Genomic DNA, 19062 nt, shown 5'->3' with positions numbered 1-19062 from the left:
GAAACAGGAGGTCCACCATGAACGATCACATCGCCGGCGGCCGTGCACGCCGAGGCCCGAACCGGCGCGGATTCCTCGCGGCGGCCGGACTGACCGCCGTCGGCGCGGCCGTCGGGACGGCCGCCCAGGGCTGGTCCGGTACCGCCAGAGCCGCGGGCGCCTTCAGGGTCCCGGCCGAGGACGTCCGGCACACCCGTACGTGGATGGCCTGGCCCGACCGCACCGCGATCTGGGGCAGCGACCTGGGCGGTGTCCAGGCCGACATCGCCCTGATCGCCCGCACCATCGCGAAGTACGAACCGGTCGTCCTGTGTGCCAACTCCGCCAGCGCCGCCAAGGCCCGTTCGATGTGCGGCTCCACGGTCACCGTCATCACCTCCATCCCCGTCGACGACTGCTGGATGCGCGACACAGGGCCCGTCTTCCGCACCGACGGCTCCGGCGCCCTGGACGCCGTGGGCCTCAACTTCAACGGCTGGGGCAACAAGCAGTCCCACGCCAGGGACGCCCTCGTCGCCGAGCGCATCGCCGCTTACGCGGGCGTGGCGTTCTCCTCCGCCGACCTGGTCGGCGAGGGCGGTGCCGTCGAACAGGACGGCGCCGGGACCCTGATGGCCACCCGCAGCAGTCTGGTCAACGGCAACCGCAACCCGGGAATGTCGCAGAGAGCGTTGGAGACCGCGATGTGCGCAGCGTACGGTGCCTCCGCGGTCATCTGGTTCGACGGCGTTAGAGGCAAGGACATCACCGACGACCACGTCGACGCCACGTCCCGCTTCCTCGCCCCCGGCAAGGCGCTCGTCCAGATGCCGCTCGCGTCGGACACCGACGCGTTCTCGAAGGACGCCCGCCAGCAGTACCAGATCCTGTCCACGTCCAGGACGGCCACCGGTACCGCGATGACGGTGGCAAAGCTCCAGGGCCCCGACTACAACAAGATCCGTTCCACGAACCAGGACTTCTTGGCCTCCTACGCCAACTACTACGTCTGCAACGGCGCCGTCATCTCCGGCCAGTTCGGTGACACGGCGGCGGACCAGGCCGCGAAGGCCACCCTGGCCCGCCTCTACCCCGGCCGCACGATCGAGCAGCTCAACATCGACAGGCTCGGCACCGGAGGCGGCGGAATCCACTGCGTCACCCAGCAGCAGCCGGCCGCCTGACCGAGTCATCCGACATTCCAGTCAACACTCCCGTTCTGAGTGTTGACTGGAATTTCAGTCTTCCCCGCGACGCGGGGTCAGTCGACCGGCTTGCCCGGCTCGTCGTGCGTGGAGCAGTGGATGCCGCCGCCACCGGAGGCGATGGTGTCGATCTGGACCTGCACGATGTCGCGCCCGGGGAAGTGCTCCTGGAGGATGCTCCTGGCGCGCCTGTCGGCCTTGCGATCCCCGAACTTGGGCATGAACACGGAGTCGTTGGCGACGTAGAAGTTGGCGTACGTCGACACGAAGTCGTCGCCCTCGCCGGTGATCTCGTACAGGTCCGGCTGCGGCAGATCGATGATCTCGAAGGGGCGCCCGTGGGCGTCGGTGGCCTTGCTGAGCACGGCCCGCGCCTGGTCGGACGAGCGCGACCAGGAGTCCGGGGGCGTGTCGGGATGCGCCGTGTCCAGGAGGACCACGCCGGGCGCGGTGAACCGTACGAGGCTGTCCACGTGCGCATCGGTGATGTCCTGGCCGCGCACGCCGGCCAGCCAGATCACCTTCTTGATGCCCAGCGTACGCTTGATCTCGGCCTCGATCTGGTCCCGGCTCCTTCCGGGGTTGCGGTTGTCGTTGACGATCGAGCTCTCGGTGATGAGGAGGGTGCCCTCGCCGTCGCTCTCGAAGGAGCCGCCCTCGGCGACGAAGGGGGCCTTCCGGCGCGGGATGCCGTACTTCGCCAGGAGCTTCGCGCCGACGCGGGCGTCGTTGGTGTGCACCTGCTTTTCGCCCCAGCCGCTGAAGTTGAGGTCGACGCCGGTGACCTTGCCGCCGTCCTCCACGAACACCGGCACGGTGTCGCGGGCCCACAGGTCGTCGACCTCCAGCGGGATGACCTCGACATCGCGTCCGCACGCCTTCTGGGCGGCCTTCTGCTGATCGGGCCTGGCCATCATCACGACGTATTCGTACTGCCCGACGGCGCGGGCGACGCGGGCGATGTCCTCGCGCACATAGGGGAGGTCCTCGCCCCACACCGACTGCAGCGCGGGCCACGACATGAAGGTACGCGCGTGGCTCTCCCACTCGGCCCCCATGCGGAGCCCCTTCGCCGCTGTTTCCGGGTCACCGGGGGTGCTCGCGGCCCGCACCGCCTCTTCTCCGGGGCCGCAGGCCGAGGCGCCGAGGATGACGGTACCGATTCCGGTGAGCGTGCGAAGGGCTGTACGGCGAGTGGGGGGAAGAGGAGGCACGGTGAGCTCCGTTGATCGTGGTGGGGTCAAGTTATCCGTCGGCGCGGCGGGCTGCATGGTGGGCGTGACGGTGCGGCGCGAACGCATCCGATCGCTTCCTCGACTCTGACACGAACTGAAAATTCAGTCAAAGAGCCCGAGCTGTACCTGCGAGACCTTCTGGCTCAGAGAAGGGCTCGCCGCGCATGTGATGCCCGACGCTCCCGAGCGCCTGAGGTCTCTGATGGACGCCGTCTTCACGCTGCAGACCGAGCTCAACCTCCCCGTGGAGTTCGAGGCGGTGGTCGAGGCGGCCTGGGATGAGTCCGTGAACGGGTGATGCCCTCAGCCGGACGTCCGGCTGAGGGCATCACCCGTTCGCCTTGGGGTGTCCGTGAAGCACGACCGACGGGTCTGATCGCGGATCTCAAGCCCCTGGTACTCGGTGATTTCCCAGGGTGATATGTCTACGCTCCGCCGGATGTGTGCGTCGTTACGGTCGCGCCGATGATGAGTTGTGCCCGGCCGCGCCCGCAACGGCGTGGGACGCCTCTCACGATCCTGTCCATCATCCAGTTTCCCGTCCATATGGTCGGCTACTGAGGGCAGGCGCATGTACGTCGACCCGTTGTCCCCGAACCGTTCTCGCGCAGTACCGCGGTGAGCGTTACGTCGACACTCTGCTGCTCTCCTTTCCTGCCGGGAGACCGGCTGTTCTTCGTCAGCTACGGCGTGTTCGCCGCCGAGCCGAACACGGGCGAGGCCTTCGGGAAGGAGTTGCTGGCCCATTTCTCAGGACCGCCGAGCCTCAGGCCGAAGGCGGGTGGGGCAGACCCGCCTGCTGCTCGACGGAGCCGACCGCCGGCGCGGCCACACGCTGATACCGACGGCCGATCGCCGCCCTGCGTGTGACGCAGCGAGCGGAGCACTTCTGCAAGCACGCGCGGCAGCGAGGGTGTCGGCTGCTTTCGCGAAGCGGCCCAGAGCGGTCTGCGCGGAGTCCGAAGCCTGGTCACCGTCACGTCACCGTCGCGCGAGGGCGTTGGACGCCGGCCGGTGCGGCGCCAGCGACAGTTACCTTCGAATACCTGCCCTATGGCAACTATGAGCGGCTGCCGTCCTGGCGTACACATGATCATCTCTGTCGGGATCGCATCGTCGTCCGGTCGTCCAGTGAGTGCGTGGTTTGTGTGTGCGAGCCCAAGGGCACACGGGCTCGGTGCCGGAGACCACAGGCCCGGCAGCTCCGGCCTCCCCGCCTGGCCCGAAGCCCGTCTTTTCCTACCCGGCTCAGGGGCGGGCGTGAGCGTGCCTGGTGGGTCGCGCAGTTGCCCGACGGGATGCCGCACCTTCCGCTGCTCGGCCCGACCCGGCCGTGCTGGTGGCGTCCTCGATCGAGCCCTTCACCCGCACGCGACCGACACAGCACAACCACTGCACCGCGAGTCACTCCGAGCACGCGGGTGCAGTCTCCAGGAGACGCCCATGAACCCGCCGCAGCCCCCGCTGCGCAGCCGTACCGTCGACCACCTGGCCCGAGGACGAGCCTGGCTCAGTCGGGCACTGGGCACGGACGGCCACGAACGCCACGTCATCCTCATGCTCATCAAGTCGACGCTGGCCGCGACCGTGTGCTGGTACGTCGCCGACGACCTGTGGCAGGCCCAGTCTCCAGCCTTCGCCCCCTTCTCCGCCGTCGCCATCATGCAGGTGACCGTCTATCAGTCCCTGTGGCAGTCCCTGCGCTACGTCGCCGCGGTCGCAGTCGGCGTCCTCATTCAGGGCGCGATGGGCCAGTTCGTCGGCCCGCACCTGATCACCTTCGCCACCGTCACGCTCCTCGCGCTCATCATCGGCCGCTGGCGGGCCCTGCGCACCGAAGGCAGCCAGGTCGCCACCGCCGCCATGTTCGCCTTCTCCACCTACATCACCGTTCCCGGTCACGAGCAATGGGGGGCACTGGGCCAGATCGTGGCCCTCGTGCTGACGGGCTGCGCCATCGGCACCATCGTCAACCTGACGTTGTTCCCCCCACTGCGGCACCGCACCGCCGAGCAAGGCCTGCGCGCCCTGGCCCACGCCACCTGCGACGTACTGACCGATGTGGAGAAGGCACTGGTCGATCAGAACCTCGACGAGAAGGAGACCGCATCCTGGCAACACCGCTCCGCCGCCCTCCTGCCCCTGGCCGCCCAGGCACAAGACGCGGTCTCCCGAGCGCGCGAATCTCTCGCCTACAACCCGCGCCGCCTCCTCCGCGAGCACCGCCGACATGGTGACTTCACCGGCTATCGCAACGTCGTCAACGCCCTGGAACGTGTGGCCGGCCAGGTCGGCGCACTGTGCCGAAGCCTCACGTATGCCCAGCAGGACCAGACCGCCGACACCGGACGCGGCGGCTTCCTCGTCGCCTACGGCCAGGTCCTCGCCGCATGTTGCGAGGTCACCAGACAACTCAGCGCCCTGGACGAGAACAGCCTCGCGGAGCAGACGGGCCCCCTTCGCGAGGCGGCCCAGCGGGCGCGCAGTCAGCTCGACGCTCTCGCCTCCCACGCACACGAGGCAGCGACCCCGGTGCTGGACACTGCCCGTCCCTACGGCACGCTCATGGCCGAAGCCGTGCGCCTGGTGGACGACCTTGAATACGCCTGCCAGGTACTGGACCGGTCGACGAACTCCTCAAAACGGCCATACGCGGTGGTCGAACCGCCCTAGGGCGTGTGTCGGAAGTCGTGCGGGGGCGGACCGCTCTGGCAGGAGGGACACCAGTACGACACGCGGTCCTGCTGCCCCCTCGGCTCCGCGCGCCGGATCGGGGAGCCGCACCGCGGGCACGGACGCCCCTCCCGTCCATACACGTAGAGCCGCTGCTGTCTCGGGGCGCTTGGCGCGGCCCCGGTCGCCCGCCCCGTTGTCGTACGCCGGTCCGGGCGGTGCTTGTTCGCCTCCAGGAGTCTTCGTGCGGTGGCCGCGAGCCGGGGCGGCACCTCGGGCGGTAGTTCGCCGACGGGAAGCCAGGGCGTGGCACGGGCCAGGAAGCACAGCTCCGCTTTGTACACGTTGCCAATGCCTGCCAGGTTCCGCTGGTCCAGGAGGGCGTCGCCGAGTGGGCGCGCTGGATCGGCGGTCAATCGCCGCACCGCTTCGACCGGGTCCCAGTCGGGCCCGAGCAGATCCGGGCCCAGGTGCCCGACGACGCTGGGCTCGTCCTCGGTTCGGATCAGGGCGAGCACCGGCAGGCGGTAGCCGACGGCGGCGAAGCCGGTATTGGCCAGGATGGCCCGGATCTGGTGCTCGGGGCCGCCGCCCCAGCGCTGCCCGGCGGTGTAGATGCGCCAGGAGCCCTCCATGCGCAGATGCGAATGGAGGGTGAGACCGCCCTCGATCCGGGCGAGGAGGTGCTTGCCCCGCGGCGTGACATCGAGAACGGTGCGTCCGGTGAGGTCTGCGGTCGCGAAGCGGGGTACCCGCAGATCGGAGCGGGTGAGGACGCGTGCGGCGAGGGCATCGTGCAGGCGGTGTGCGCTGTGCCAGACCGTGTCTCCTTCGGGCATGACTTCATGGTGCCCGAGACGGTCGTGGAGCGCTCTTGCCCCTTCTGCGAGGCCGCACACAGAGGGCCATTTCTCATCACGGTGGATTGCGGTGCTTCAGCGTTCCGCCGGGTCGAGCTCGCCCAGGGCGGTCCCGACATCCTGCACGACATCAAGGACCGCGTCGGCGCCGGTGATCTGCAGCAGACGGCCGACGCCGGGGTTCAAGGGGCCGGCCACGCGCAGCGGCCTGCCCTCCGCATGGTGGCGCACGTGAGTCTTGAGGAGCTGGTTGAGCAGCATGCTGTCGGCGAAGGTGAGATCCGACAGATCGATCACGGCGGCACTGGAGCGCGGGTCGCTCAGAACTCGCGTGAGGACTTCGGCGATCCCCTGGAGGTTGTCCAGGTCCACATCTCCGGATATCGCCACCGTGGTGATGTGCGCGTGCTGCTCAACGCGGGTGTCGCTTGTGGCTGAGGCCATGGCCCGTACCGTGGCACAAACGTGACTCGTCGTGCACCGGCCTCGTCCCGACAGCGGGGAGCCCCTCCCCCTCCGGGACATCGGAAGTGCGGGGTCTGAGATCACCTTCGGCGGGCACACGGACGGCACCGGAGCCCCGTACCGGTGGAGTCGCCGAGGCATCCGGCTCCGGCGAGCGGCACCCGGTGGCCTGCGCACCACGTGCCCGTTCTCGCTGTCCTCCGAAGTCCTGAAGGAGTAACGCATGATCATCGTTGCCGTCGTGGCTGTCTGTGCCGTCCTCTTGGTGCTGGCGTTCGTACTGCCGCGATTCTCCCGTCGCCCGCAGCGAGGCACCCAGCGCACCCTGGGGGCCGGCGCTCGCGCAGGCGGCAAGGCTCCGGGCCTGCTGGGGCGCATACTGCAGAAGCCGTTCTCCAGCAGTTCGCGTGCGGTGGGCCGCAGCGGCTCGGCCGGTCGCCGCGCTCGCGGGCACATGCCCTTCTGACGTTCCCAGCCTTCTCGCTCCGCTCTTTCTCGGTGCGGACTTCGCCTTCAGGCCCCGCAATGGGGCGCGGCGGTGATGGTGGGGTGATGGTCGGGCCCCGGCCCGCTCGTACGGGCCGGGGCTCCCTGCCTCCAGGCGACGACCGTCGAGGGTGACCGCCTCAGGAAACAGCTCATGCATGGACGCGGCGAGCCGGGGTAATCGACTGCCGCCAGTTCACAACGAGAATCAGAGGCGGGCAGCACCATGAGCATCACGGCAGTGCACGGTCAGACGCGTACCGCGGCCGACGAGGTCGAGGAAACGCTGATCGAGCGTGCGTATGCCGATCCTTCCTCGGTGCGGCCCAAGGATGCGCGGGAGATCGGACGGCACTTCTTCGACCGGCTCACCCTGCTCGAGGAAGGCAGTCGCGAGTACAGCTATGTGCGCAACGTGCTGATCGAGATGAACCTCTCCCTGGTGACGTACGCGGCCTCCCGGTTCAGGCATCGCGGACAGCAGGAGATGGACGACATAGTCCAGGTCGGCACGATCGGCTTGATCAAGGCGATCGACCGATTCGAGCTGACCCGCGAAGTCGAGTTCACCTCGTTCGCCATCCCGTACATCACCGGCGAGATCAAGCGCTTCTTCCGCGACACCTCGTGGGCAGTGCACGTCCCACGTCGGTTGCAGGAAGCCCGCATCGAGCTGTCCAAGGCGACGGAGGAACTGCGCACGCGCCTGGGCCGTTCACCCTCCACCGCCGAGCTGGCCGAGCTGATGCAGCTCGACCCCGCGGAAGTCGCGGAAGCACAGAGGGCATCCAACGGATACAACAGCGTCTCACTGGATGCCACGGTCAACAGCCTTGGCGACGAGTCGGACACCCTGCTCGCCGACTTCGTCGGGCGTACCGAGGATCGGTTCGAACTCGTGGAGAACTTCCACTCCCTGGCCCCGCTCATCGCGGGCCTGGACGAACGCGATCGCCGCCTGATTCACCTGCGCTTCGTCGAGGAACGGACCCAGCAGGACATCGCCGACGAGATCGGCTGCTCGCAGATGCATGTCTCCCGCCTCATCGCCCGAATCGTGGCCAAGCTCCGCACGGGCCTGATGACGACCGACTAGCACGTGCGGCTCCCGCAGGCCTGATGGCCGTAGGGCGCAAGGAACGTAGGAGTCAGTGACCTGACGAGCTGGTTACTGGACCCACCGCGAGGCGTACAGCTCTGTGAGTTCCGCGTAGTGAGGGGACGTTATGGGTCGGACGGATCTGACGACACTCGCCGACAGCGGTCGGCTCATGCCCGACGGAACTGTCGGGTTGATTGTCTTCCTCGTAGCGACAGCGGTCATCCTTGCGATGATCGTGTACGGACGATCGGCGCGCAATCGTCAGCGTTGACCTGAAGTAGAGGGATCCGCGAGAAAGTCCCAGCTCGGTGTGCTTGCGCGGTAGCCGCGTACCCAGCAGCAAGTGGCCTGCGTCGATCAGAGAGACGGTCTCCAGGCCTCCGCCAGGGCCTGTCCGGCGGGATCAGGTCGCAGCCGGGTGGCCCGCGCCCGCGACAGGATCCGCCGGACAGGCCCTAGGCCTCGGTGGGGGAGCGCAGCGCCTCCAGTGCGTCCGTCACCGTCGGACGGAACGTGAAGAGCTGGTCCAGGCCGACGATGCGGAGCAGGTGCATCAGGTCGCGGTGGGGGTCCGTGAAGATCAGGCGACTGTGGGTGTCCTGGGCACGGTTGTAGGCCGATATCAGAGCCGTGATGCCGGTGGAGTCGCAGTATGCGAGGTCCGCCAGGTCGATGACCACCGGGGTTTCGGGGGTGAAGGGCGCCTGGTCCATGGCTGCGTAGAATTGCGGGGCTGTGTGGTGGTCCACTTCGCCCGCCAAGGTCAGTACGGTGGCTCCCGAGGCGTGGGACAGCAGGGTGGCGGTCAGGGTGCGGTCGGTCACCTGTGCTCCAGTGAGAAAGTGCTGGGGTCGGCCGGTGGGCTCGAGCGGGACGCCGGGAAGGCGCTATCGCTCCAGTGCCCACGGCGGCGCAAAGCGTGCCAACGGAATAGTAGAACCGTCCTGACAGCCCATACCCCGGGGAAGCCAAAGTGTGCCGCGAGCGCGCCGAACGGGACGAACTGTCGGGCATGGGCGGCGGAACAGCGGTCGCTGTGCCCGCCACTTCCGGCAGGACCGGTGCGACTGCCGCTCTCGCGCGCGGCAGGCTTATCCTACGAAACGCGTCAGAGCGTCCCCGGACGAGCAGGGCCGGGAGACCCGGTCGATGCGCGCAGCGCCCGGCAGTACCCCGCACCGGGCGCTCGCGATGTTCCGCAGGGGTCGGGTGAAGGAAAGGGTGACCGGTGACGCGTTTCGAGAACGGGGGGCCTGCCGTGCCGACGGGGCAGGGGACCGGTGTCTTCGCCGCCGACGAGAAGGTCGGGGCGGATCTCGCCCGCGTCGACTGGTCGGCCACGCCGCTCGGTGAACCGGAGAGCTGGCCGCAGAGCCTCCAGACGGCCGTCAGCATCCTGCTGTCCTCCAAGTTCGCCATGTGGATGGCCTGGGGGCCCGAGCTGACGTTCTTCTGCAACGACGCCTACCGCCGCGACACGCTCGGACAGAAGTATCCGTGGGCGCTGGGACGGCCCTCCCACGAGGTGTGGGAGGAGATCTGGGCCGACATCAGTCCACGCATCGACACCGTCCTCACCACGGGCGAGGCGACCTGGGACGAGGCCCTGCTGCTGTTCGTGGAGCGCTCCGGATACCGCGAGGAGAGCTACCACACCTTCTCCTACAGCCCGTTGCGCGACGACGACGGCCGGGTCGTCGGCATGCTCTGCGTGGTCAGCGAGGACACCGAGCGCGTCATCGGCGAACGCCGGATGGCCACCCTGCGCGACCTCGGTTCCGATCCCAGTGTCGTCAGCACCGAGCAGGAGATGCTCGACTTCGCCTCCGCGCAGTTGGCGCGCAACCCGTTCGACCTGCCGTTCACCCTCACCTACCTCTACGCGGACGACGGCAGCGCCCGGCTGGCCGCCTCCACCGGCCTGCCCGATGGCCACCCCGCGGCCTTCGACCCCGTCCCGTCGGGCGCGCAGGACCCGTGGCCGGCCGCCGCGGCGGCCCTGGGCGAGACGACGCTGATGTCCCTGGACGGCATCTCCCCGGAACCGGCCGACGCCTCGGGCGATCGGGCCCCCGTCCAGGCCCTCGTGCTGCCGCTGCAACGCCAGGGCGGAACTCCGTACGGCTTCGTGGTGGCCGGCCTGAACCGCTTCCGGGCCCTGGACGAGGGCTACCGCGGATTCGTGGAGCTGGTCGCCAAGCACCTCGCCACCGCCGTCGGCAGCGCCCGCAGTTACCAGGCCCAGCAGCGCCGCGCCGAAGAACTGGCCGAGCTCGACCGGGCGAAGACCACCTTCTTCTCCAACATCAGCCACGAGTTCCGCACCCCTCTGACCCTCATCATGGGTCCGCTGCAGGAATTGCAGGGACGCCTCGGCGACACCGACGCACAGGTGCGCGAGGAGCTGGACCTCATCCACCGCAACGGACTGCGCCTGGGCAAACTCGTCAATACCCTGCTGGACTTCTCCCGCATCGAGGCCGGCCGGATGCGGGCCAGCTACCAACCCGTCGACCTGGCCGCCATCACCGGTGAACTGGCCAGCGTGTTCCGCTCCGCGGTCGAACGGGCCGGTCTGGACTTCCAGGTGACGTGCTCCCCACTGCCCGCACCGGTGTACGTCGACCGGAGCATGTGGGAGAAGACCGTCCTCAACCTCCTCAGCAACGCACTGAAGTTCACCTTCGAGGGCGCGATACGTGTCTCCGTGGATGCCGAGGACGGAGCTGCCGTGGTGCGCGTCGCCGACACCGGAATAGGCGTGTCGGCCGCGGAGATGCCGCGCCTGTTCGAGCGGTTCCACCGCATCGAGAACGCCCGCTCCCGATCCAACGAGGGCAGCGGCATCGGCCTTGCCCTCGTCAAGGAACTCATCGGCCTGCAAGGTGGCGTCATCACCGCCCGCAGTACGGAGGGCGAAGGGACCTGCTTCACCATCCGGCTGCCCTTCGGCACCGCCCACCTGCCCGAGGACGCCGTGCACAGCGGCACGGTCACCGACGCCCCGCCCCTCGCCGCCGACCCCTACCTCCAGGAGGCCCTGCGCTGGCTGCCGAGCGAGACGTCCGGCGGGGCCTCCGCCGCGGACCCGGGCATGTCCGAGGCTCCCGTGCCGACCGTCGGCGCCGGGGACGCTCCGGTCCGGGTGCTGGTCGCCGACGACAACGCCGACATGCGTGAGTACCTCGGACGGCTGCTGCGTGGCGCGGGCTACCGGGTCGACACCGTCGGCGACGGACGCCAGGCGCTGGATGCCGTCCGCGCGCACACCCCCGACCTCGTGGTCAGCGACGTGATGATGCCTCACATGGACGGCCTGTCCCTGGTGGGCGCGCTGCGTGGCGACCCGCGCACCGCGTCCGTACCGGTCGTGCTGCTGTCCGCCCGCGCCGGCCAAGAGGCCTCCATCGAGGGACTGCAGGCCGGAGCCGACGACTATCTCGTCAAACCGTTCGCCGCCGCCGAACTCCTCGCCCGGGTCCGCGCCAACGTCGAACTGGCACGGCTGCGCACCCACCACGCCCGTTGGCGCACCGCCCTGATCGACTCCCTGCAGGAAGCCTTCTTCGTCTGCGACGAGGACGGCGCGGTCATCGAGATCAACACCGCCTTCACCACCATCCTCGGCTACGGCACCGAGGGCCTGCCCTACCGGCCCGTCCATCCCTGGTGGCCGGACGCCGCCACCGACCCGGTCGGGCACCAGCAGGTCGCCGACGCCTTCCGCACCCTGCTCGACCGCCAACAGGGCAGCTACACGATCGCCGTACGCCATCGCGAGGGCCACCGCCTGTGGGTCACCGCCACGTTCAATCAGGTCCAGGACCCCGACACCAGCCGCACCGTCGTCGTCGGCACCTTCCGCGACGTCACCGCGGAGCACTACGCGATCCAGCGCGAGAGCGCCCTCGCGGCCCTGCACACCACCCTGTCCCAGGCCACCAGCCTGCCCGAGGCGGTCGCCGGCGCCCTGGCACAACTCAAGGCCCTGTGGCGCGCCCCATGCGTGGCGGCCGCCGTCTTCGCGCGTGGCGACGAACCGGTCCTGACCGCCACCGACCCGGATCTGACCTGGCAGCAACTGCCTGCCGACCGTCGCCGGGCGCTCGCCGAGCTGCGCCACCGGACACCGCTGACGCCCACCACCGAACCGGGCTCGGCCGCCATCGCCCTCGAGCACCCCGAGGGTCCGCTCGTGCTCTGGGTCGACCTCGGCGAGCAGCGCCCGTTCTCCGCGGAGGACCAGCTCCTGCTGTCCCTCCTCGCCGGCCACCTGGCGCAGGGGCTGAGCCGCGCTCACCAGATCGACCAGCAGCGCGAGACGGCCATCGCCCTGCAGCGCGCCATCCTGGGCCCGTCCCACCTCCCCGCCGGCTTCGCCGTCCGCTACGAGCCCGCCACCCGCCCCCTGGAGGTCGGCGGCGACTGGTACGACACCGTCACCCTGCCCGACGGGCGCATCGGCATCGTCGTCGGCGACTGCGTCGGCAGGGGCCTGGAGGCCGCCAGCGTCATGGGCCAGCTGCGCAGTGCCTGCCGTGCACTGCTCCTCCAGAACGGCAGCCCCGCCCAGACCTTGATGGCCCTCGACCACTTCGCCGCCGGCGTCCCCCGCGCCCTGTGCACCACCGTCTTCTGCGGAGTGCTCGACACCGAGACAGGACAGCTCATCTACTCCAGCGCCGGCCACCCACCCGGCATCCTGGCCCGCGCGGACGGCACCACCCAGCTCCTGGAGGACGGCCGGTCCATTCCCCTCGCGGTCCGGCCCGGCACCCCACGCCCCGAGGGCACCTGCACCCTTCCCGCCCGCTCCACTCTGCTCCTGTACACCGACGGCCTGGTCGAACGCCGGCGCCGCCCGCTCAGCGCCGGCATCGACCAAGCCGGCGAGGCCCTCCAAGACGGCCGGAACATCGCCGTCAACGACCTCGCCACCTCGGTCATGTCCCGGCTCGCCCCCGCCAACGGCTACGACGACGATGTCGCGCTGCTGCTCTATCGCCACCCGGCGCCGCTGGAGATCTCCTTCCCCGCCGAGTCCGCCCAGCTCGCGCCCGTCCGCAAGGCTCTGCGCAACTGGCTCGCCCAGTGCGAGCTCCCGCCGGGCACCGTCCAGAACATCCTCGTGGCGGCAGGGGAGGCGTGCGCCAACGCGATCGAGCACGGCCACCGCGACGCCCCCGGCGCCGCCATCCGCTTCCGGGCCGAGGCACTCGTCGGCGACCTGCGCCTGACGATCGCCGACTCCGGACGGTGGAGGACGCCCCAACCCGAGCGGAACACCCATCGGGGCCGGGGCCTTGGCCTGATGCGCGCTCTGATGGAACGCGTCACCGTCACCCCGGCACCCACCGGAACCACCGTCGACATGCACACGAGGATCGTCTGATGGCCACACACCTCACGCTCACACCCAGCCGCCGACCCGACGGGATCGTCGTCCTGACCGCCGTCGGCGAGATCGACATGAGCAACACGACCGACCTGGCCGCTCTGCTCGACAGCACGCCGGGCCCGCTCGTGCTCGACCTCACAGCCGTCGAGTACCTCGACAGCGCAGGCCTGAGCGTGCTCTTCCCGCACGCCGAACGCCTCGAACTGATCAGCAACCCCCTCCTGGATCCGGTCCTGACCGTCTCGGGCCTGTCCGACCTCACCACCACCCATCCCGCCGGCTGACCGGAGCCTCGGTGCGGGCGCGGCTTGATGGTGTGGCCAGCCTGACACGCCTCAGGCGCGGCACGTCCTCGCTGTGCTGCTTGATCGGGGCGGTCCAGCGCGTCGAGGCAGCATCGGGCGACAGGCACGGGCTCGCCTCCTCCCCGGTCGTCCGTCGGTACGTCAGAAACAGGCGGATGCCCCGGAGTACAGATCGACGGCGTCCTCCCGTGCGTGACGGCGCGCTGCCCGGACCCTCGCGAGGTGCGGGAACCGGACAGCGGACGGTCGTCGCGGTCCCGTAAGATCGATGACCGCAGCGCTTGGGCAAAACAGGTGCTCGTTGACAGCAGGCTGACACCGTCACCGGCTGCGCAGCGCCGTGCCCGGGTCTCCGTTCCGTTCGATGGTGTCTGCGTCATGTCGCCGCGTGTGTCCGCCACTTCCCTGAGAGCCACCGCGCTCGTGAAGGAGAGGCATGAGCCCGCAGCACCAACACACAGCGCTCCTCGTCGCGCACCCGGGTGCCGAGCCAGGACGGACGGTCGCGCGGCGGCGGGACACGCACCCCCGTGAGGTCGAGGCGTGACCCGTGTTCCGGAGGCGACGGCCCGGTGGGTGAAGGCGGTTCCCGTGCGGCTCGTGCGCCTCTCCGGAGACTTCGACGCGGTGAGCGTCGAGGCTCTGGTGGAACCCTTCCTCGGATCGGCGCCGCCCGCCGATGAACGGCTGGTGCTTGATCTGACGGCGGCCCGGCTGATGGGCACGGCGGCCTCACGCGCCCTGGCGGCGCATCTGCGTCCGGGTGCCGGCCGCACCGTACTGCTGGTGGCGACGCCCCCGGCGGCGCGGGCGGCGCTCGCCACGTCGTCGGCGCCCAGGCCTCAGGTGTACGAGACCGTGGAGGCGGCTCTCGCGGCCCTGCCGGAGCTGCCCGCCGCCGCGGCCCGGGCGCTGACGGGAACGCACGGGTCCGAACTGACGCAGGACAGGTTCGCCGAGCTGCAACAGCAGGTGTTCGGGTTGACCGCCAAGTCCCGCAGCAGAGAGGTGATCGGCATGGCGCAGGGAATCGTGCTCGAGCGCTACGGACTCCGCTCCCCGTCCGCGGCGTTCGACCTGCTGCGCGTGGCCTCCCAGCACCACAACGTGCCGGTGCGGATCCTCTCCGCGGAAGTGGTCGCCGCCGGGCCGCCGGCACCGGGCCGGGCCTGGTTCCCGGGCCTGACGGGACGGGACGCGAACGCCGCCCCGCGGCTGGCCCTCCTCGCCGGCGGCGACCTGGACGCGGGCGACTTCAAGCAGGTCCTGCGGACCGTGGTGTCCCGGGCAGCCACGCTGGCGGACGCGGACGCCGTCGAAGTGCATCTGCCGTACGCGGCGTTGGGCAGAGCGCTGATCCTGGAGGGGCACGCAGGACTGGAGGCGGAGTACCGCAACGAGGTCGCCGAGGTGAAGGATCCGCTGTCCCTTCCCGTCCTTGTGCACGCCAAGGCGCAGACCGTGTACGTGGCGGACCTCGCCACCGATCTGAACGTCGGGACGTCACCGGCGGGACGGGCGGCGCTCGCCGCGGGAAGCCGCGCCCTGCTGGGCGTGCCGGCCCTCCACGACGACCGTGTCGGCGCGGGTGTGATCACCGTCCATCACCGCCGGCCGGGGCACCGGCTGCCCGACGGCCGGAGGACGGCACTGGAATCGCTGGCCGGGGAGCTCGCGATGTGGCTCTCCTGGTACCGGCGGGCCGTCGTCCTGAGCGCCCTGGAACACCTGCACACCCGGGCCTCGTGGCCGCGGCCCGGGTCGCGCGGCTGACCTCTCTGTTTGACCATGGGTGTGGGGGGCACTCGGGTGCTCGCTTGGGACAACAGGCGTTCACGAGTACGGCTGCCACACCTTTTCGGGGTGTCGCCTGTTTCCTTGGAGCATCCATGATCACTCCGTCGCCCTCCGCTGTGCGCGCCCTGCTGGCGCGGTATGCCGTGGCGCGGTTCGCGCACGAGCAGTGCCCCGACGACGGGACCGCCCGCGCGCTCGAGGACATCACCTACACCCTGTGCGTCATGACCGCCTCGCGCACCGTCGCCGAGGCGCTGGCGGCGGCGGATGCCCTGCTGGTGCGAGAGGTGGGACCCGGCCTTCGTCCCGCCCCGGAAACCGGCAGGGAAGAGCCTGCCGGTCTGTGAACCCGTGTCCGCCTCCCGGCGCCGCAGGGGCGTCCGGCGACCCTTCAGGAGCTTCAGGATGTCGCAGATGTCTCTGCTGTCCACCGACGACGTGGAAGCGGTAGGCGGTGAACCGGCGCGGGCCGCCCGGCTCTTCGCCGATTTCGTCGCCACGTCCGCCGCGGAGGTGCCGCTGCCCGGCGTGGACACCCCGCGCCGCCTCGAAGCACTGGCGGCGCTCGGGCGCCGTGACCTGTCGCTGGCGCGCCTGGCCGAGGGACACCTGGACGCGGTGGCCGTCCTGCACGAGATCGAGGGCACGCGTCCCACCGCCGCGCAACGCTGGGGCGTATGGGCGGCGCGGCCGCCGCAGCCGGTCGTCCGGGCCACGCCCACGGCGCAGGGCTGGACGCTCGACGGCGTCAAACCCTTCTGCTCCGGAGCCCGGGTGTGCACGCACGCCCTGGTGACCGCCGAGGCCGACGACGGCTACCGGCTGTTCGCCGTGGCGCTGGACCAGAACGGCGTCCGCGCGGTCGAGGGAACCTGGCCGGCGCTCGGGATGGCCGGCAGCGACAGTCTGGACGTCTCCTTCGACCAGGCAGTGGCCCGCCCGGTGGGGGACCCCGAGGACTACCTGCGACGCCCGGGCTTCCAGCACGGCGGCATCGGTGTCGCGGCGTGCTGGCTCGGCGGGGCGCACGCGGTCGCCGACACCCTGTACCGGCGGGCCAGTGAAGGCCGCCTGAACGAGCACGCCGCGGCCCACCTCGGCGCCGTCGACATCGCCCTGCACGCCGCGGACACCGTCCTGCGGCAAGCCGCCGCCGACATCGACGCCGACCCCCACGACCGGGCGCGGCAGGCAGCCCTGCGCAGCATGCGGGTCCGCGCCGTGGCCGCACAGACCTGCGCCGACGTCCTGGACCGTGTGGGCCGCGCGACCGGCGCCGGTCCGCTGTGCCGCGACGAGGAACACGCACGCACGGCCGCGGACCTCACGGTCTACGTGCGCCAGCACCATGCCGAGGGTGACCTGGCCGCCCTCGGCCACGCGCTCGGCGACCGCGCCACGGAAGGACACACCCGATGAAGCCCGCGCCACCCGCCGCCCACCGTCGGGCGGCCGCACGGGCGATCGACGCCGAGGGCACCGACGAAGCCCGCTGGCTGGCAGCCGGGCTGCCCGATCGCCTGCCCCACGCGAGCCTCCCCGCGGGCCCGGTCGTCGTCGTGGCCGCGCACCCGGACGACGAGGTCCTCGGATTCGGCGGGACGATCGCCGCACTCCACAGCGTCGGAACACCCGTGCACACGCTGTGCCTCACCGACGGCGAGGCGTCCCACGGCGCCATCGGCCCACGGGACGCCAGCGCTCTCAAGGACCGTCGTCGCGGCGAACTGCGCGCCGCGCTGGCGGAGTTGGGTGCCCACAGCGCGCCCGCGCACGCCGGACTCCCCGACACCGCCCTCGATCGCTGCGAGGACGAGGCGGCGCGGCACATCGGCGCGCTGCTGGACGACGCCGGCGCCGCACTCCTTGTCGCGCCCTGGAGCAACGACCTGCACAGCGACCACGAAGCAGCCGGACGCGCCGCCCGGAGCGCCGCGCGTCGCTCCGGCGTCACCCTCTGGTCGTACCCGGTGTGGATGTGGCACTGGGCACATCCCCAGGATCCGCGCGTGCCCTGGCACCGCGCAGCCGTTCTGCCGCTGTCGCCGCGCGCCCTCGACCGCAAGAAGGCCGCGCTCGCCCGGTTCACCAGCCAGCTCGAACCACGAGGCGACCACCTTCCGCCCGTCCTGCCCCCGCAGGAGATCGCCCACCACACCCGGAACTTCGAGACGGTGATCCTTTGAACACCCCGGCCGGCTACTTCGACGACCAGTACGCGGACACCGACGACCCGTGGCATCTGGCCGAACGCTGGTACGACCAGCGCAAGTACCGTCTGACCGCCGCGGCGCTGCCCCGCCCGCTCTACCGTCGCGCCTTCGAACCGGGGTGCTCCGTCGGTGCCCTCACCGAACTCCTCGCCGACCGGTGCCGACGCCTGCTCGCCACCGACCGTGTCGACCGGGCCGTCGAGCGAGCCCGCCGGAACACGGCCGGCCTCGAGAACGTCACCGTACGGCAGATGGTCGTCCCCGATGAGTGGCCCGAGGGCTCGTTCGATCTCGTGGTCCTCTCGGAACTGCTGTACTACTTCGGCTCCGCCGACCGCGGTCGCATCCTCGCGCACGGTACGAGGAGTCTCGAGCCCGGGGGCCACCTCGTCGCCGTGCACTGGAACCACCCGGTGCCCGAGCACACCTGTACCGGCCGTCAGATCGCCGACGAACTGGCGGACAGCGACGACCTCGGGCTGCTGGCCCGCTACGACGACCCGGACTTCACCCTCACCGTCCACGAACGGCGCACGCACGCCGGGTCGATCCTGAGCCCCGCACAGTCCGAGGGCCTCGCATGAATCCTGCGGCTGTGGCCGTCGTGATCCCGGCGCACAACGAACAGAGCGGCATCGCGGCCTGTCTGCGCAGTGTCCGCAGAGCGGCCCGGGCGGTCCCCCTGCCGGTCGTGACCGTCGTCGTCGCGGACGCCTGCGAGGACGCGACCGCGGCCATCGCCTCCGCGCAGGGGGTGATCGTCGTCCCCAGCGACGCGCACAACGTGGGGGTGGCACGCGCCCGGGGAGTGGACCGCGCACTGGACCTGCTGCCCGGACCGGACACCTGGCTGGCCATGACCGACGCGGACACCCTGGTCCCCGGCGACTGGCTGAGCCACCAGATCACGTGGGCCCGCCACCACTACGACGCGGTCCTGGGCACCATCCGCCTGATCCGCTCGGCAGGGCCGCGCACCGTCGCGGAGCTGCACGACCGCGACTACTTCCGCACCCGGCCCGTGCAGACGCGGCTCCCGTGGACCCACCCGCATGTGCACGGCGCCAACCTGGGGGTCTCCGCGGCGGCCTACGCGCGGGTCGGCGGCTTCCGCCCGTACGCGAGCGGCGAGGACCGGGATCTCGCGGCCCGGCTCGCGGCGACCGGGCACCGCATCGCCCGCTCGGGGCAGTGCGTCTACACGTCGTCCCGTCTGCGGGGGCGGGCGCCCGGCGGACTGGCCGACCTCCTCGCCGCGCTGGCCTCGGCCCAGGCCGGGTGACTCCGCCGGGGACCGCGCGCAGTCGCCTTCGACGGGAAGGGGCGACCACCGGTGCGTCGTCC

17 protein-coding genes are annotated in these 19062 nt (G+C 70.6%); 13 read left to right on the top strand and 4 right to left on the bottom strand.

Annotated features, from left to right (window positions below; all coding sequences use genetic code 11):
• Window positions 1-17: 17 nt before the first annotated feature.
• The gene (locus ABII15_RS03025) at window positions 18-1163 is read left to right on the top strand and encodes an agmatine deiminase family protein (RefSeq protein WP_353940679.1); all 1146 of its coding nucleotides are present in this window, start codon (window positions 18-20) and stop codon (window positions 1161-1163) included.
• Between the two features lie 77 nt (window positions 1164-1240).
• Here ABII15_RS03025 and ABII15_RS03020 read toward each other — a convergent pair whose 3' ends face one another.
• A complete protein-coding gene (locus ABII15_RS03020) occupies window positions 1241-2398 on the bottom strand; it encodes an agmatine deiminase family protein (protein WP_353940678.1) in 1158 nt (385 codons plus the stop codon).
• A gap of 190 nt (window positions 2399-2588) precedes the next feature.
• Here ABII15_RS03020 and ABII15_RS03015 point away from each other — a divergent pair, with 190 nt between their 5' ends.
• Window positions 2589-2717, top strand: coding sequence for a hypothetical protein (locus tag ABII15_RS03015; protein WP_353940677.1), 129 nt, complete (start codon window positions 2589-2591; stop codon window positions 2715-2717).
• Window positions 2718-3862: 1145 nt separating this feature from the next.
• Window positions 3863-5092: an aromatic acid exporter family protein gene (locus ABII15_RS03010; RefSeq protein WP_353940676.1), complete on the top strand. Its 1230-nt coding sequence runs from the start codon at window positions 3863-3865 to the stop codon at window positions 5090-5092.
• On the opposite strand, the gene ABII15_RS03005 is transcribed toward ABII15_RS03010, so the two are convergent.
• Together ABII15_RS03005 and ABII15_RS03000 are read right to left on the bottom strand one after the other, a co-directional pair.
• Complete coding sequence (locus tag ABII15_RS03005) at window positions 5089-5931, bottom strand: DNA-formamidopyrimidine glycosylase family protein (RefSeq protein WP_353940675.1); 843 nt, start codon at window positions 5929-5931, stop codon at window positions 5089-5091. The genes ABII15_RS03010 and ABII15_RS03005 overlap by 4 nt on opposite strands.
• A gap of 96 nt (window positions 5932-6027) precedes the next feature.
• Entirely contained in the window at window positions 6028-6396 is a 369-nt protein-coding gene (locus ABII15_RS03000; RefSeq protein WP_353940674.1) for an STAS domain-containing protein, read from the bottom strand.
• Between the two features lie 244 nt (window positions 6397-6640).
• Between ABII15_RS03000 and ABII15_RS02995 the strand changes: the two genes are divergently transcribed.
• Both ABII15_RS02995 and ABII15_RS02990 read left to right on the top strand, forming a co-directional pair.
• Window positions 6641-6883: a DUF6411 family protein gene (locus ABII15_RS02995; RefSeq protein ID WP_353940673.1), complete on the top strand. Its 243-nt coding sequence runs from the start codon at window positions 6641-6643 to the stop codon at window positions 6881-6883.
• A 246-nt stretch (window positions 6884-7129) separates the two neighbouring features.
• The gene (locus tag ABII15_RS02990) at window positions 7130-7999 is read left to right on the top strand and encodes a SigB/SigF/SigG family RNA polymerase sigma factor (protein WP_353940672.1); all 870 of its coding nucleotides are present in this window, start codon (window positions 7130-7132) and stop codon (window positions 7997-7999) included.
• Window positions 8000-8460: 461 nt separating this feature from the next.
• Here the strand turns inward: ABII15_RS02990 and ABII15_RS02985 are convergent, their stop codons facing one another.
• Window positions 8461-8829 (bottom strand): STAS domain-containing protein, encoded by a 369-nt coding sequence (locus ABII15_RS02985; RefSeq protein WP_353940671.1) that lies wholly within the window; start codon window positions 8827-8829, stop codon window positions 8461-8463.
• Window positions 8830-9233: 404 nt separating this feature from the next.
• Between ABII15_RS02985 and ABII15_RS02980 the strand changes: the two genes are divergently transcribed.
• The 8 genes from ABII15_RS02980 (at window position 9234) to ABII15_RS02945 (ending at window position 19000) form a co-directional block, all read left to right on the top strand.
• Complete coding sequence (locus tag ABII15_RS02980; RefSeq protein WP_353940670.1) at window positions 9234-13397, top strand: SpoIIE family protein phosphatase; 4164 nt, start codon at window positions 9234-9236, stop codon at window positions 13395-13397.
• Window positions 13397-13687, top strand: coding sequence for an STAS domain-containing protein (locus ABII15_RS02975; RefSeq protein ID WP_353940669.1), 291 nt, complete (start codon window positions 13397-13399; stop codon window positions 13685-13687). The genes ABII15_RS02980 and ABII15_RS02975 overlap by 1 nt, the downstream gene beginning before the upstream one ends.
• Window positions 13688-14251: 564 nt before the next feature.
• The gene (locus ABII15_RS02970) at window positions 14252-15481 is read left to right on the top strand and encodes an ANTAR domain-containing protein (RefSeq protein WP_353940668.1); all 1230 of its coding nucleotides are present in this window, start codon (window positions 14252-14254) and stop codon (window positions 15479-15481) included.
• Window positions 15482-15597: 116 nt separating this feature from the next.
• Window positions 15598-15852, top strand: a complete 255-nt coding sequence (locus ABII15_RS02965) for a DUF5133 domain-containing protein (protein WP_353940667.1) — start codon at window positions 15598-15600, stop codon at window positions 15850-15852.
• 58 nt (window positions 15853-15910) lie between these two features.
• Entirely contained in the window at window positions 15911-16924 is a 1014-nt protein-coding gene (locus tag ABII15_RS02960) for an acyl-CoA dehydrogenase family protein (protein WP_353940666.1), read from the top strand.
• A complete protein-coding gene (locus ABII15_RS02955) occupies window positions 16921-17691 on the top strand; it encodes a PIG-L family deacetylase (RefSeq protein WP_353940665.1) in 771 nt (256 codons plus the stop codon). Before ABII15_RS02960 ends, ABII15_RS02955 begins: the two co-directional genes overlap by 4 nt.
• On the top strand, window positions 17688-18302 hold the full coding sequence (locus ABII15_RS02950; protein WP_353940664.1) for a class I SAM-dependent methyltransferase: 615 nt from the start codon (window positions 17688-17690) through the stop codon (window positions 18300-18302). The genes ABII15_RS02955 and ABII15_RS02950 overlap by 4 nt, the downstream gene beginning before the upstream one ends.
• Window positions 18299-19000 (top strand): glycosyltransferase, encoded by a 702-nt coding sequence (locus ABII15_RS02945; protein WP_353940663.1) that lies wholly within the window; start codon window positions 18299-18301, stop codon window positions 18998-19000. Before ABII15_RS02950 ends, ABII15_RS02945 begins: the two co-directional genes overlap by 4 nt.
• Window positions 19001-19062 lie beyond the last annotated feature (62 nt).

This window comes from Streptomyces sp. HUAS MG91 (assembly GCF_040529335.1).
GTDB classification, from domain to species: Bacteria; Actinomycetota; Actinomycetes; order Streptomycetales; family Streptomycetaceae; genus Streptomyces; species Streptomyces tabacisoli.
The sequence above is the reverse complement of the archived record's forward strand: the minus strand, read 5'-3'. Positions and strand labels throughout refer to the sequence as shown.